Source organism: Kocuria rhizosphaerae (genome assembly GCF_044462265.1).
Taxonomy (GTDB): Bacteria; Actinomycetota; Actinomycetes; order Actinomycetales; family Micrococcaceae; genus Kocuria; species Kocuria rhizosphaerae.
On the sequence record NZ_JBISWL010000155.1, the window covers coordinates 50,181 to 63,550 of the forward strand.

At 74.2% G+C, this 13,370-nt stretch carries 10 protein-coding genes; 2 read left to right on the plus strand and 8 right to left on the minus strand.

All coding sequences use genetic code 11. The features are described 5' to 3' along the window. Positions 1–2: 2 nt before the first annotated feature. The 6 genes from ACH9EU_RS18260 to ACH9EU_RS18285 form a co-directional block, all read right to left on the minus strand. On the minus strand, positions 3–455 hold the full coding sequence (locus ACH9EU_RS18260; RefSeq protein WP_396415330.1) for an adenylyltransferase/cytidyltransferase family protein: 453 nt from the start codon (positions 453–455) through the stop codon (positions 3–5). Then, positions 452–1,702, minus strand: a complete 1,251-nt coding sequence (locus ACH9EU_RS18265) for a glycosyltransferase (protein ID WP_396415331.1) — start codon at positions 1,700–1,702, stop codon at positions 452–454. Before ACH9EU_RS18265 ends, ACH9EU_RS18260 begins: the two co-directional genes overlap by 4 nt. After that, positions 1,699–2,439 (minus strand): CDP-alcohol phosphatidyltransferase family protein, encoded by a 741-nt coding sequence (locus ACH9EU_RS18270; RefSeq protein WP_396415332.1) that lies wholly within the window; start codon positions 2,437–2,439, stop codon positions 1,699–1,701. The genes ACH9EU_RS18265 and ACH9EU_RS18270 overlap by 4 nt, the downstream gene beginning before the upstream one ends. Continuing rightward, positions 2,436–3,740 (minus strand): DUF1972 domain-containing protein, encoded by a 1,305-nt coding sequence (locus tag ACH9EU_RS18275; RefSeq protein WP_396415333.1) that lies wholly within the window; start codon positions 3,738–3,740, stop codon positions 2,436–2,438. The genes ACH9EU_RS18270 and ACH9EU_RS18275 overlap by 4 nt, the downstream gene beginning before the upstream one ends. Before the next feature lie 150 nt (positions 3,741–3,890). Further along, positions 3,891–7,892: a PKD domain-containing protein gene (locus ACH9EU_RS18280; protein WP_396415334.1), complete on the minus strand. Its 4,002-nt coding sequence runs from the start codon at positions 7,890–7,892 to the stop codon at positions 3,891–3,893. 56 nt (positions 7,893–7,948) lie between these two features. Beyond that, complete coding sequence (locus ACH9EU_RS18285) at positions 7,949–8,737, minus strand: hypothetical protein (RefSeq protein ID WP_396415335.1); 789 nt, start codon at positions 8,735–8,737, stop codon at positions 7,949–7,951. Between the two features lie 355 nt (positions 8,738–9,092). Here ACH9EU_RS18285 and rfbA point away from each other — a divergent pair, with 355 nt between their 5' ends. Further along, complete coding sequence (gene rfbA, locus ACH9EU_RS18290) at positions 9,093–9,974, plus strand: glucose-1-phosphate thymidylyltransferase RfbA (protein ID WP_396415336.1); 882 nt, start codon at positions 9,093–9,095, stop codon at positions 9,972–9,974. Between the two features lie 72 nt (positions 9,975–10,046). Here rfbA and ACH9EU_RS18295 read toward each other — a convergent pair whose 3' ends face one another. Both ACH9EU_RS18295 and rsmA read right to left on the minus strand, forming a co-directional pair. Further along, positions 10,047–11,033 (minus strand): GHMP family kinase ATP-binding protein, encoded by a 987-nt coding sequence (locus tag ACH9EU_RS18295; protein WP_396415337.1) that lies wholly within the window; start codon positions 11,031–11,033, stop codon positions 10,047–10,049. After that, entirely contained in the window at positions 11,030–11,932 is a 903-nt protein-coding gene (gene rsmA, locus ACH9EU_RS18300; protein WP_396415338.1) for a 16S rRNA (adenine(1518)-N(6)/adenine(1519)-N(6))-dimethyltransferase RsmA, read from the minus strand. Before rsmA ends, ACH9EU_RS18295 begins: the two co-directional genes overlap by 4 nt. Positions 11,933–12,093: 161 nt before the next feature. Between rsmA and ACH9EU_RS18305 the strand changes: the two genes are divergently transcribed. Further along, positions 12,094–13,340 (plus strand): IS3 family transposase gene (locus ACH9EU_RS18305; protein WP_396412164.1). Its coding sequence is split into 2 segments (ribosomal slippage): positions 12,094–12,397 and positions 12,397–13,340, totalling 1,248 coding nucleotides; the frame shifts between segments, so codons are not numbered across the junction. The last annotated feature ends 30 nt before the right edge of the window (positions 13,341–13,370 follow it).

Below are 13,370 nucleotides of genomic sequence, written 5' to 3' on the forward strand. Positions count from 1 at the left end.
TCTCAGCCCACCGGCAGCGAGAGCACCTCCAGGGCGGCGCGCAGCTTCGTGGACGACGTGTGGACCGTGTACGGGAAGTACACGACCTCCACGCCCACCGCCGCGAACTGCCGCTCGAGCCGCTCCCCCTTCGGGGTGCCGCGCCAGTCGTCGCCCTTGAAGAAGACGTCGAAGCGCAGCTGCTCCCACGTCTCCAGCTTGTCGAGGAGCACCTCGGCGTGGACCCGGTCGACGTAGCGGATGTGCTCCACGATCTCCATCCGCTCCGCGAGCGGGACCACCGGGCGGTGACCCTTGGTCAGCTCGATGAGCTCGTCGGAGACCACGCCCGCGATCAGGTGGTCGCAGTGCCGGCGGGCCTTGCGCAGGATGTTCAGGTGGCCCACGTGGAAGAGGTCGAAGGCCCCTGCCGCGTAGCCCACGCGCGGCCTCGTCACGGCGCGGTCCGTGGTCATGCCGGAATCTCCTTCGCCGCGTGGCCCCGGGCGGGGGGCACGGACGGGGCCTCCGGCCACGGCTCGGCGACGGCCTGGGCCACCTTGCGCCCGAAGACGCGGGGCTCGTGCCGGACCCGCGCCTCCTCGGCGTCGGCCAGCGCGGCGGCGCGCAGGCGGGGCCAGTCGGCCCGGACCTGCTCGAACGCGTCGGCGAGCTGCCACACGGCGTCGTGGGCGAGGGTGTCCACGCCCACCACGCACCCGTAGTCCCGCACCGCCTCCCGCAGGCCCGTGTGGTCGGCGACCACCACGGGGCGGGCCGCGAGCACCGCCTCGACGGCGGTGTTGCCGAACGCCTCGGTCACGACGGGCGGGACGACGACGACGTCGGCGGCCTCCATCCACGGCCACACGTCGGCGTGGAAGCCGCGGAAGCGCACTCGGTCGGTGACCCCGGCCTCGGCGATGAGCCGGCGCAGGCTGTGCTCGTACCACTCCTTGCCGGGCACCACGTCGCCGACGAGGTCGAGGACCGCGGGCACCCCGCGCTCCTCGAGCAGGCGCAGGGCCTCGACGAGGAGGTGGACGCCCTTGCGCTCCGAGAGCCGCCCCACGTAGAGGATGCGCAGCTCGCCGTCGAGCCGCTCCCGGGCGGGGCGGGGCCCTCCCGGCGGGGCGGCCACGCCGTTGAGCACGACCGTGGACTTGCGCGCCAGCCGGGGCACGGAGTCCACGAGCCCGCCCAGCGTGCACTCGCTGTTGACGAGCGCCCGGTTGGCCGGCATCACCGGCAGCGCCAGGCCGAGGCGGATGAAGCCGGGCATCTCGAGCTCGGCCTCGTGGACGTGCACGACGGAGTACGCCCCCGCCCGCCGCGACAGCAGGGGCCACAGGGGCAGCACCTCCGTGCTGACGTAGACCGCCCGGGGCCGCAGGCGGCGCAGCATCCGCCGCGCCGGGCCGATCCCGGCCAGCGTGTCGTGCACGAGCGCGGGCCAGTGGCGCGGATCCAGGAAGCGCTTCTCCAGCACGAGGGTGGAGACGTGCTCGACGCGCGCGCCGGCCTCGAGCAGCAGCGGCACCAGCGGCCCCGGCCCCGGGACGGCGACCACGACGTCGCCGTGGACGACGACGAGCTCCCGGACCGCCTCGAGGAGCATCCGGTCGGCGCCGTAGAGGTCGGAGCTGGGGTGCACCACGAGGATCGGGGCCCGCCCGGTGCTGTCGGCGGTGCTGGTGTTCTCGGTGCGGGGACGGTCGTTCATCCGAGCCTCCTCATGTCGTGGAACCACTTGGGCAGCGCCAGTGCCGTGAAGCCGGCGGTCGCCGCGAAGAGCAGGGTGTAGACGACGACGAACGCGCCGGTCCACCCCAGGAGCAGGAAGCTCAGGCAGAGCACCCCGTAGTCGACGGGCAGGAGCACGAACGAGCGCCACGGGCGGAACGCGCCGGGCCGGCGCAGGGGCGCGCCCTTGATCTGCTTGAGCGAGTCGTTGAGGATCTGGGCGAAGAACAGCGCGTTGTCGGCCACCGCGAAGCCCAGCGGCACGAGCAGCCAGACGGCCGGGACGTCGAAGAAGCGCACGGCCGCGAGCAGCACGGCCGTGTGCAGCAGCGAGATCTTCAGGCAGTCGATGACGTGGTCCAGCCACTCCCCCGCCACGGAGCCGCCGCCGCGCAGGCGTGCGACCTGCCCGTCGGCGGAGTCGAGGGCGTAGCCCAGGGCCAGCAGGAACGCCACGAGCACGCCCGACCACGCGGTCGGCGGGACGAGGGCGAGGACGAGGATCCCGGCGCCCGAGCACGCCGCGCTGACCGCCGTGACCTGGTCGGGGCCGAGCCCGGCCCGGTGGGCGGCCGCGGCCAGCAGCCGCCCCGCGGGCCGGTTCACGAACACCGAGTAGGCCGGGGAGCCGGCCGCCCGGCCCTTCTGGGCGGCGGCCAGCAGCGCGACGGTCTCGCGGTAGGTCGGCCGGTGCGACCGGTCCGTCAGCGTGCTCACGGGACCCGCACCTCCTCGACGACCGGCACCCGGAGCGGGCCCCCGCGGCCGGCGGGGGCACCGCCGGGCTCCCACGCGACCGCGGGGTCCGAGACCCACACGCGGCCGGTGCGCCGGCCGGAGACGGAGCCTCGGGTCGTCGCCCCGGCCACCACCCGCCGGGCCAGCCGCTCGTAGCCCTCGGCCACCCTGTCCCAGTCGTAGCGCTGCCGGATCCGTGCCGCGGACCGCTGCCCGCGGCGCAGGTGCTCGGCGGGGTGGGCCTCCGCGGCCGCGAGGAGGGCGGGCAGGTCCTCGGCCGCGCGGAAGAACTCCGCGTCCCGTCCGAGGACCTCGCGGTTGAAGACGACGTCGTAGGCGAGGGTCGAGGCCCCGGCGCCCATCGCGCGCAGCAGGGACGGGTTCGTCCCGCCGACCGAGTGCCCGTGCACGTAGGTCAGGGCGTTGGCGTAGAGCTGGTCGAGCGCGTCCTGGTCCCACACCCCGCCCAGCAGCCGGATGCGCCGGTCGGCCTCGGCGGTGCGCCGGATCCGGTCGATGTATTCGGCGGCGTAGGGCGCGGTGCCCACGACCGCGAGCGGCAACTCCGCGGCGCTGCGGTGGTAGCCCTCCACGATCATCTCCACGTGGTTCTCCGGCTCCATCCGGGCGACCACGAGGTGGTAGCCGCGGGGGGCCAGGTCCCACCGGCCCAGCGCCGCGCAGCCGGTGTCCTCGAGGACGGGAGCCCCGTAGGCCAGCAGCGTGGTCTCGACGCCGAACTCGCAGCGGTAGTAGTCCTGGATCCCCACGGCGTCGGCGATCAGGGCGTCCGCCCAGCGCACGGCCAGGGCCTCGGCGCGCCGGTAGTAGGCGCGCCCTGCGGGCCCCCACTTGCCCCGCTGCCAGTCGAGGCCGTCGACGTGGACGACCACCGGGGTCCCACTGCGGCGCAGCAGCGGCAGCAGCGGAGCGTTGGCCGGGTTGAACACGAAGTTCACGTCCGTGTCCGGCCGCACCAGGTGGTGCAGTCCGGACGCCGTCGTGTGGCTGAGGGTCTCCACGGCCTTGCCGCGGACGGCCGGCAGGTGCACCAGGCGCATGCCGAGGTGCGTGTCCGGGTCCGAGGTGGCCGGGTCCCCACTGAGCTTGGCCGCGTTGCCCGGCCGGCAGTGCACGACCACCTCGTGGCCGCGGGCGGCCAGCCGGGACCCGATCTCCTCGATCGCCGTCTCGAACCCCCCGTAGGCCGCGGGGACCCCTCGGGTCCCGATCATGCCGATCCGCAGTGGATCGGTGGTGCGGCCCGTGTTCGTCGTCATGGTGCTTCTCCCCCTGTGCCGCTCCCGGTGCGGGAGCCGGTCGGCCGTCCCCACGGCCTGCCGTTGCTGATGGTGCGATGTGGTGCGGGGTCCTCCGCCGGTCACCCCCGGCGTCCGGCGGAGGACCCCTCCGCGCGGCGTCCGGCCGGATCAGCCGGCCGCCCCGGATGCGGCGGCGCGTGCCGTGAAGTGGTTCACGTGCAGCGTCCCCGGTGCATTGGTCGCGCTGCCCGAGACGTAGTAGCCGAGCTCGAACAGCCCTGCCCGCTGCAGTCCGGCGGTCGCGTCCTCGGCGACCACCTGCCACTGCTGCGGCTCCGCGGTCCCGGTGGGCCAGACCTTCGCCCGCAGCGTGCTGCCGGCGCCGGCCGTGACCGTCTCCAGCCGGACGTTGAGCTCCCGGTCGGCCGCCACGGGCAGGTCCGGCAGCGTCACCACGTCCAGGACCTCCTCCTTGCTCCCCAGGGCCCGGACCAGGCTCAGCTGGGCGTCCCCGCCGGTGCGCGCCCGGAGGGTCGCGGCGTAGTAGTCCCCACCGGAACGGCGGGACTGCACCGAGAACCACCCGCCGCCGCCGTCGGGCGCCGGTGCGAACCGCACCTTCGTCCGGACGTCCGAGTCCAGCCGGCTCAGGCCGTACAGCCGCGACGAGGCCGCGGCCCCGGCGCCGGTCCAGGACATCCGCCCGGATCCGTCCGCCGTGGACAGGGTCGCCTTGTTGCCCCACTGGCTCCAGGTCAGCCCCTCGGCGGGGGACCCGAAACCGGCACCCGTGCGGTCGAAGGCGTCGTCCAGGAGCACGGCCGGCTCGGCCGGATCCGGCTCGGGCTCCGGTTCGGGTTCGGGCTCGGGCTCGGGCTCGGGCGCGGGTGACGCACCCGGCTCGGCGGCCGTGAAGTGGTTGACGTGCAGGTTCCCCGGTGCGTTGGTCGCGCTGCCCGAGACGTAGTAGCCGAGCTCGAACAGTCCCTCGCGCTGCAGGCCGGCGGTCGTGTCCTCGGCCACGACCTGCCACTGCTCCGGCTCCGCCGTCCCGGTCGGCCAGGCCTTCGCCCGCAGCGTGCTGCCGGACCCGCCCGCGGCCGAGACCGTCTCGAAGCGGATGTTGAGCTCCTGGTCCTTGCCCACCGGCAGGTCCGCGAGCGTCGCGGTGCCGAGCGTCACCTCCTGGCCCCCGCCGGACCGGACCAGCGCCAGCGACGCCGCCCCGCCCGTGCGGGCCCGCAGGGTCGCGGCGTAGTAGTCGCTGCCCGAGCGCCGGGACTGCACGGAGAACCAGCCTCCGCCGCCGTTGGGAGCGTCGGCGAACCGCACCTTCGTGCGCACGTCCGAGTCCCGCGCGCTGAGCCCGATCAGCCGTGCCGAGGCCATCGCCCCGGGCGCCGACCAGGCCATCCGCCCGGAGCCGTCGGCCGTGGACAGCGTCGCCTTGGAGCTCCACGGGCTCCAGGTCATCCCCGCGCCCGGGGAGCCGAAGCCGCTGCCCGTGCGGTCGAACGCGTCGTCCACGAGCACCCGGGGCTCGGCCGGGTCACCGGGGTCCGGGTCCGGCTCGGGGGCGGTGACGGTCACGGAGCGCGACGTCGTCGCGCTCCGGCCGTCGGCGTCCTTCACGGTGAGCTCGACCGTGTAGGTGCCGGCCTTCGCGTAGTCGTGCGTGGTCTTGTTCCCCGTGCCGGTGGCCCCGTCCCCGAACTTCCAGGTCCAGGACTCCAGGGCGGCGTCGCCGGGCGTGGAGCCGCTCGCGTCGAACGCCGCCGTGAGGTCCGTGGCCGTGGCGGTGAAGGACGCGGTGGGCGGCACCGGCTCGGTCTGCGTGGAGCCGGCCGCGGTGTAGTGCGCCCGGATCCGGTCCGCGGGCAGCGCCGTGCCGTAGACCACGGTGTCGTCCACGTGGCCGGTGAAGTCCGTGACGAGCGGGGCGTTCGGCCAGTTCCGGAGGCTGCCGCCGCCGAGGTGCCAGTACCCGCTGTAGTACTCGGCCCTCGTGGCCTCGGTGTTCTGCGCCACCTTCGTGCCGTCGACGTACAGGGTCAGGCCGTCGTCGCCGAGCGACATGGCCACGTGGTGCCACTTGCCGTCGTTGTAGGCCTGGGCCGAGGAGGCGACCTCCGCACGGTCCGGGTAGACCCCGGCGTGCAGCCGGCCGGCGGTGTCCATGTAGAGGTGCCGGTCGACCTTGCTCTGCGTGCGGGTCGTGGAGTTCGAGAACCCGAGGATCTTCCCGCCGGTCTTCGTCGTGGTCTTGATCCAGGTCTCGGCGGTGAACGACTGCGGCGCGGGCTCGATCTGTTTCGTCACGGCGAACCCGCCCGACTGGGTGAGGCTGGGGCCCGCGAAGCTCGTGGCCTCCGCCGAGCCGGCCACCGTTCCGGGCACCGGGCCGGAGACCCGGCCGTCCGGCGCCAGCGGCGCGCCGCCGGCGACGTCCTGCAGCCCGGCGGTCAGGGAGCCCATCCGCCAGTAGTGGGTCGGGGTGTCCTGGAGCACGGAGCGGGTGAACCCGGTCGGCGCGGAGCCTCCCGCCGTGGTGACCTGCACCGGGGACGAGGCGACGGTGCGCCCGGTCGGGTCCACGGCCACGACCTGGTAGCTGTGCTGCTTGCCGGCCTGCGCGGTGAGGTCGGTGTAGCCCATGCGGGCGCGGTTGAAGAACCGGTGCCGGCCCTTGACCTCGCCGACCGGCTGGGCCGTGTTGCCGTCCCGGACCACGCGGTAGGTGAGGTTCTGGTTGTCCTGGTCGGACGCGGCCGTCCAGGTGAGGCTGACCGTGCCGCCGCTGTGCGAGGACGCGGTGAGGCCCATCTCGGCCCCGCCGGGACGGGGGCCCACGGCGTTGGGCGCCTTGGCCCGGGTGGTGAAGCGGACCAGGCCCTGCTGGCCCTTGCCGTTGACCCGTGGGAACTCCCCGCCCATGAGCACGTAGTCGCCCGCCGCCTCGACCGTCCACGCCGCCTGGTACTGGCCGGTGTAGGAGCCGGCCTCGAGGTCGGGGTACCAATTGAGCATCGACGGCGCCGGGTTGCCGGAGAAGTCGAAGTACTTGTCGTAGGTGCTGCCGAGCACCCCGGTGGTCGCCTCGCTGAAGGCCACGCCGCGGTAGAACGTGCGCGGGTTGGTGTCGGTGAACTCCCCCAGGGACTCGCAGTTGTGGGCGTGGGTGCCCACGTAGACCGCCCCGGCGTGCGGGGCGACGTCGTAGGAGTCGCCGTGGCAGTCCTGGAGCCACGCGATGGACCCGTCCGTCCACGTGGCCTTGAACGTGCCCTCGAGGTTCGAGTTCCGCAGCCAGGTCCACCCCGTGCCGTAGACGTGCGTGCCGTCGGTGCTCAGCGCCGAGATGCCGCCGTCGCCCACGCCGTTGCGCACCGTGGAGCCCACCTTCCACGGCAGCAGGGTGCCGTCGGCCGTGGACAGGGCGCCCATGCCCATGCCGGGATCGTCGGAGCCGTTGAGGCTCTCGAACATGCCCCCGGCCACGATCTTCTTCCCGTCCGGGGACAGGACGAGCGCCTCCACGATGTCGTCGGCCACGGGCGTCCAGTTGCGCAGCTCCCCGGTCGTGGCGTCGACCGCGGCGAGCCGGCCGCGCGGCTGGTTGCCGACGGCGCTGAACCAGCCGCCGAAGTAGACGGTCTTGCCGTCCGTCACGATCGCGTTGACGCGGGAGTCCGGGGACGGCCGGAAGCCGGCGTCCACGGCGCCCGTCGTGGGGTTCACGGCCGCGATCCGGTTGCGTGTCTCCCCGTTGACGGTGGTGAACGAGCCGCCGAGGTAGAGCTTCTTGCCGTCCGGGCTGGCCTCGACCGCCTTCACGACGCCGTTGGCCGTGGGCGCGAACTCCTTGATCAGCTCACCGGTGTCGAGCCGGTAGGCCAGGATGTTGGCCCGCGGGGTCTCCTGCTGCCCGGCCGCGGCCCCCGCGGGGCGGGCCGACGTGAACTCGCCCACCGCGTAGACGGTGTTGCCGATCACGGCCTGGTCCCACACGATGCCGTTGACCTGCACGGTGGGCAGGGCGTCCGCCGTCACCGTGGTGGGCGTGCGCGGGTCCGAGGGGTCCGCCGGTGCCGAGTCGGCGAACGCCGGGACGGGGGCCAGCGTCCCCACGACCAGGAGCAGGCCGCAGGTGGGAACAAGGATGCGTTTCATGGGATGACCTCCGAGGTCGTGGCGTGGAGAGCTGGAGCGGTGCTGCGGGCGGGGGCTCATCGGTCCGCCCCGTCCCCGCGGGCCGGGCCGGCGAAGACCGCGGCCGGGTCGGTGGCGCGGTAGGACGCCGTGACCACGACGTCGTCCCGCTGGTCCTCGGGGACGAGGAACGTGTAGGTGCCCGAGACGGTCTTGCCGGGGGCCACCTCGCGCGGCAGCGGGTCGTCGCCCGGCTGGCGCGAGGGCGAGGCGGGGACCTTGTCGCGGCCGTACGCCACGGTGACGGTGCTCCCCAGCGTCGACACCGCCGCGTCGGTGGTGTTGCGCACCGTCACGACGACGGCGATCGCGGGCCCGCTCACGCCGCCCGGGCCCATGCCCTCGGCGTCGACGGGCTTCGTGGAGGAGACCGTGATCTCGAGGCCCTCGGCGGGCCGGGCGGGCTTGTCCAGCGCCACGGTCTTCACGGTCGCGCGCCGCTCCTCCCCGGTGCCGGTGTCCTCGACGACCGCCGGCCGGCCGGGCTCGGCCGGCGGCGCGACCCGGTCCTTCGCGGCGGCGTCCTTGCCGGTGTCCTTGCCGGCGTCCCCGGCGGCGGGGTCCTTGCCGGTGCTGTCCTCGCCGGCGGCGTCCTTGCCGGATCCCGGCCCCTCGCCGGCACGGCCGTTGCCGGTGTCCTCCCCGCTGTCCGCCTGCGCCGGGCCGTCCTGCTCGGCCGAGGCGGTCGAGGCCGCCGGCTCCGACGGGTCCCCCGGCTCCCCGCTCGAGCAGCCGTACAGCGAGGCGGCCAGCACGAGGGCCAGTCCCCCCGTCCCGAACCGGCGCAGCGGAGACGGAGGGCGCACCAGGGCCCTGTTCCCCGGCCGGGTGCCTCCTGGCGACGACGTGCAGTTCATGGCGATCCCCCGATCGTTGTGCTCCGGCCGGGACACCGCGGACGACGCGTGCCACCCCCGTGGCCGGTCGTCGTCCGCTGCGGTTCCCGTCCCGCCGGATTCCCCCTGTGGTGGCCCGGGGAACCCCTCCCCCGGGACCGCCGGCGCCGGTCCGCGACCGGGCGTCAGCTCTTGATCAGGACGTTAGCAGTCGCAATTCGACGAATCTGCATCTTTTATGTCCCCTTTTGTGCGCGGAGCAGCTGGATGGCCGCCACGGGGAGAGGGCATCACTATAGTGAATTGCAGGCGAAGGGAGAGGACCATGCGCGGCATCATTCTGGCGGGCGGCACGGGCAGCCGCCTGCACCCCATCACACAGGGCATCAGCAAGCAGCTCGTGCCCGTCTACGACAAGCCGATGATCTACTACCCGCTCTCCACGCTCCTGCTGGCGGGGATCCGGGACATCCTGGTGATCACCACGCCCGAGGACGGCCCGCAGTTCCGGCGCCTGCTCGGGGACGGCACCCGCTTCGGGGTGTCCATCAGCTACCGGGTGCAGCCGTCTCCGGACGGTCTGGCCCAGGCCTTCGTGCTGGGCGCCGAGCACATCGGCGACGAGCCCGTGTGCCTCGTGCTGGGCGACAACATCTTCTACGGCCCCGGCCTGGGCACGCGGCTGCGCCGCTTCCAGGACATCTCCGGGGCGGCCGTGTTCGGCTACCGCGTGGCCGACCCCACGGCCTACGGCGTCGTGGAGTTCGACGACGACCGCCGCGCCGTGTCCATCGAGGAGAAGCCGGAGCGGCCCCGGAGCCCGTACGCGATCCCCGGGCTGTACTTCTACGACAACTCCGTGGTGGAGCTGGCCCGCGGGCTCGCGCCCTCCGCGCGCGGGGAGCTCGAGATCACCGACCTCAATCGGATCTACCTCGAGCGCGGGCAGCTGCACGTGGAGCTCCTGGACCGGGGCACCGCGTGGCTGGACACCGGGACCTTCGACTCCCTGGCCGACGCGAGCGCGTTCGTGCGCACGGTCCAGGCCCGCCAGGGGCTGTCCATCGGCTGCCCCGAGGAGGTGGCCTGGCGCATGGGCCTGCTCGGCGACGCCGAGCTGCGCGTGCGCGCCGAGGCCCTCGTCAAGAGCGGCTACGGCTCCTACCTGCTGAACCTCCTGGACCACGAGCGGGTCCCCGTGAGCTGATGCCGGTCTCGCGGCGCCCGTGGCGGCGCCAGCGCACCGAGGCGTCCGCCGGCGCCGCCTGAACCCGGGAGGTCAGGTCAGATCCAGGGGCCGGCGGCCGGAAGCCAGGGGCCAGGGGGCCACGACCGCGAGAGCGGCCGCCCCCTGGTCCCTGAGCCGTTGCGCGATCCGCTCGGCCGAGGAGCCGTCCGCCACGAGGTGGGCCACCGTGGGACCGGAGCCCGACACGAAGCTCGCCAGCGTGCCCGCCGCGGCGTCCGGGGCCGGCAGGGGTCCGAGCCGCGGGACGAGCGAGAGCGCCGCCGCCTGGAGGTCGTTGGCCAGCAGCGGCGCGAGCTCGTGCGCCGTGCCGCCCGCGAGGACCTCCTCCAGCCCCTCCGGCAGCCGCGGCTCGGGCACCGTGCGTTCCGCCCGCAGCCGGTCCAGCTCCGCGTAGACGGCCGGGGTGGAGAGCCCGGCCCCGCCCGCCACGAGCACCAGGTGCAGCGGCGTCCCCACCGGCACCGGCCGCAGCCGTGCGCCCGTGCCGGTGCCCACCGCCGCACCGCCCGTCAGCGCGAAGGGCACGTCCGCGCCGAGAGCGGCGGCCAGGCGCAGCAGGGCGTCGTCGTCGAGCGCCGGTCGCCCCGAGACGCGGGCGGCGAGGCGGTTCACGGCGGCCAGCGCCGCCGCGGCGTCGGCCGATCCCCCGCCCATCCCGCCGGCCACGGGCACCGCCTTGTCGATCTGCAGGTGCAGGCCGCCGACCAGCGGCGGGAAGTGCTCGAGCACCGCGTGCGCCGCCCGCGCCGCGAGGTTGGAGGCGTCCGAGGGCACGGCGTCGAGCGAGAACGTCCCGAGCTCCTGCTGCTGGGCCACGAGCGACCCCGGGACCACCGCCACCCCCACGGAGACGCCGCTGCCCCGGGTCAGGGTCGCGGTCACGGCCTCGACGGCGCCCACGGCGCAGTAGAGGCTCGCGACGTCGTGGTAGCCGTCCGGGCGGGGCGGGCCCACGGCGAAGAAGAGGTTGACCTTCCCCGGCGCCTCGGCGCGCTCCGCGAGCATCATCGTGGTCATCCCCCGCGCACCCCCGCCGTCACGCCGGCGTCGGCGCCGGCCCGGGCGATCCGCGCGAACGCGTGGACGTCCAGCTTCTCGCCCCGCTCCCCCGGGTCGACGCCCGCGGTCGCCAGGATCTCGCCCGCTGCCGCGGCCGAGCCCGCCCACCCGGCGAGGGACGCCCGCAGGGTCTTGCGCCGCTGCGCGAACGCCGCGTCGACCGCGCCGAAGAGCAGCGCCCGGTCCACGTCCGCCACGGGCTCCGCACGGCGCACGAACCGCACCAGCCCCGAGGCGATCTGCGGGGCCGGCCAGAACACGTTCTTGCCGATCGTGCCGGCCTTGGTGACCTCGGCGTACCACGCGGCCTTGACCGAGGGCACCCCGTAGACCTTCGTCCCCGGCGCCGCGGCCAGCCGGTCCGCGACCTCCTCCTGGACCATCACCAGCCCGTGCCGGATCGAGGGGAAGCGGGCCAGCAGGTGCAGCAGCACCGGCACGGCCACGTTGTAGGGCAGGTTCGCCACGAGCGCCGTGGGCTCCAGCGGCAGCTCCTGCACGCGTAGGGCGTCCTCCTGCAGCACGGTCAGCCGGTCCGCCCGCCCCGGACGGTAGCGCTCCACCGTGTGCGGCAGCTGCGCGGCCAGGGGCGGGTCGATCTCCACGGCCACCACCTGTTCGGCCGCGTCCAGCAGCCCCAGCGTGAGCGAGCCCAGCCCCGGCCCCACCTCCAGCACCGTCTCGGCCTCGCCCAGCCGCGCCGCGGCCACGATCCGGCGGATCGTGTTGGGGTCGATCACGAAGTTCTGCCCGAGCGTCTTGGTCGGGCGGATGCCCAGCCGGCCCGCCAGCGCGCGGATCTCCGCGGGCCCGAGCAGCGGGAGGGCGGGGGGCTCTGGCACGGTGGATGCTGTCACCGGCCCATCGTATCGGCCGCCCCGGGCCCGGGCCCCAGCGCCCGCCCCGGGGCCGACTCCCCACCCCGCACCCGCCCATCACCTCCGACCCCCCACCCCACAACCCCCACCACCTCCGACCCCCCAAGCCGTGGGGTTAGCCTCTTTTCGTGGACACCGAGATGGCGGGATTCGTTCCTGCCAGAGAGGATGTCCGCGTGGGACAGAGGAAGAAGTACACCCCGGAGTACCGCATCGAGGCGGCCCGGCTGGTGATCGATACTGGACGCTCGATCGCCGAGGTCGCTCGGGAGCTCGGCATCGGGGAGCAGCTGCTGGGCCGGTGGGTGAAAGCCGAGCGTGAGCGCACCGGGGCCACCGGGGCGCAGGAGCCGTTGACGGTCGATGAGCGGGCCGAGCTGGACCGGTTGCGCCGCGAGGTCTCCGAGCTGAAGCTGGACAACGAGTTCCTGGGAAAAGCAGCAGCCTTCTTCGCGTCGAAGCAACACCGCAAGAACGGTTTGAGCTGATGGACGCGGAGAAGGCCGACTTCGAGATCACCCGCATGGCCCGGCTGCTGGGGGTCTCCCGCTCGGGCTACTACGCCTGGGCGGCCCGGTGCGCGGCGGGGCCGGGCCCGCAGGCCATCCGGCGGGCCCAGGTCGATCAGGCCGTGCGCACCGCCCACGAGCATTCCGACGGGGTGGACGGGGCGCCGCGGATCACCGCCGCCCTGGCCCGGGGCGGGCTGGTGGTGAACCAGAAGACCGTGGCCGCCGCGATGCGCCGGCAAGGGATCGAAGGGATCAGTCCCCGCAAGTGGGCCCCGGTGACCACGATCCCCGGCACGGCCACGCACTCGATCCCGGACCGGGTGGAAGGCGCCTTCGACACTGGGAGCCTGGACGCGGTGTGGATCTCGGACATCACCTATCTGCGCACCGGTGAAGGGTGGCTGTACCTGTGCGTGGTCCGTGACGGGTGCTCACGAAGGGTGCTGGGCTGGGCGATGGACACCGTGCAGTCCACCGACCTGGTCGAACGCGCCGTGCGGATGGCCCACACCCTGCGCGGGGGTGTGCCGGCCGGTGTGGTGTTCCACGCCGACCGGGGCTGTCAGTACACCTCCGCCCAGCTGCACCAGGTGTGCCAGCAGCTGGACGTGCGCCAGTCGATGGGCCGCACCGGGGTGTGCTGGGACAACGCGATGGCCGAGTCGTTCTGGTCCACGCTCAAGACCGAGTTCTACGACCGGCGTACCTGGCCCACGCGGGACCAGGCCCGCCGTGAGGTCGCCCGCTGGATCGAGGTCGTCTACAACCGTCGCCGGCTGCACTCCGCGCTGGGCTACACCACCCCGGTCGAACACGAGCACGCCCTGCGGGCCGCCAGCACGCAGGCCACCGAAACGCGGCTCCAAGCCGCTTAGCACCGTGTCCACGATTTGCGGAGAACCCCA